Source organism: Methylobacterium sp. WL116, assembly GCF_008039455.1.
Classification (GTDB): domain Bacteria; phylum Pseudomonadota; class Alphaproteobacteria; order Rhizobiales; family Beijerinckiaceae; genus Methylobacterium.
The window spans coordinates 1-942 of the sequence record NZ_VRUV01000937.1; the positions used below are offsets into that span (position 1 = coordinate 1).

1 protein-coding gene is annotated in these 942 nt (G+C 72.1%); it reads right to left on the bottom strand.

Going from position 1 to position 942, the window contains the following annotated elements; translation table 11 throughout:
* The coding region (dapF, locus tag FV223_RS28600) for a diaminopimelate epimerase (RefSeq protein WP_147729993.1) at nt 1–770 on the bottom strand (770 nt) is incomplete at its 3' end.
* Nucleotides 771–942 lie beyond the last annotated feature (172 nt).

The window sequence follows — 942 nt, forward strand, 5'->3', positions numbered from 1 at the left end:
CGCCCGGTCTCGACGGGGCGCGCCATGGCCGGGTCGTCGAGCATCGCGTAGGCGACGCAGCGGGTGCCGTTCCCGCAGGCGAGCGTCAGCCCGGCGCCGCGCTCCCAGACCCGGAGCTTGATCGCTTCCCGCCCCCGGACCTGCGCGATCGAGATGTTGGCGCGCTCGGGGAAGATCGGGTGGTTCTCCAGCATCGGGCCGATCTGCCCGAGGTCGAACGTGTCCGGGTCGCGGTCGGTGAAGAACACCGCGTGCGGGTTGCCCATGTTCACCGCGCCCGGCGAATGCAGGATCGGGTCGTCGATCGGCCCGATCTGCAGCTCGATCCGCCGCGTGTCGGGAAAGGGGTCGCGCAACGGGATCTCGTTCCAGGCGAGCCGGGGGCGGCCCATGTCGACGGTGAAGGAGCGCTCGGCGACGCGCTTCACCTCCACGCGGCCGGCATCAGTCTCCAGGACCAGCCGCCCGGTCTCGACGGGGCGCGCCATGGCCGGGTCGTCGAGCATCGCGTAGGCGACGCAGCGGGTGCCGTTGCCGCAGGCGCCCGATTCCGAGCCGTCGGTGTTGTAGATCCGCATGAACGCATCGGTGCCGCGGCTTCGCGGATCGTGCAGCACCATCAGCTGGTCGAAGCTCGAGGACGGGTCGGCCGCGATGGCGCGCGCCTCGGCGGCGGCGACGCGGACGCCGCTGCCGCGCAGGTCCAGCACCACGATCGCGTTGCCGGCGCCGTGCATCTTCAGGAAGCGTCTGTGGGCGAGTGCGCTCATGCGGCCATGGTGGTTCGAGCTGCGTCGTCGCGGGATGCGGGGTCGGGCCTCCGAACGGCCCGTCGTCGAGGCCCCGTATATGGCAAGGCCAGGACGGGAAGGACGGCGGCGCCGAGAAGGCCGGCGGCGAGCGTGAGGCGAGGGCGGGTCAAGGCAGCGCTCCGGCAAAGGC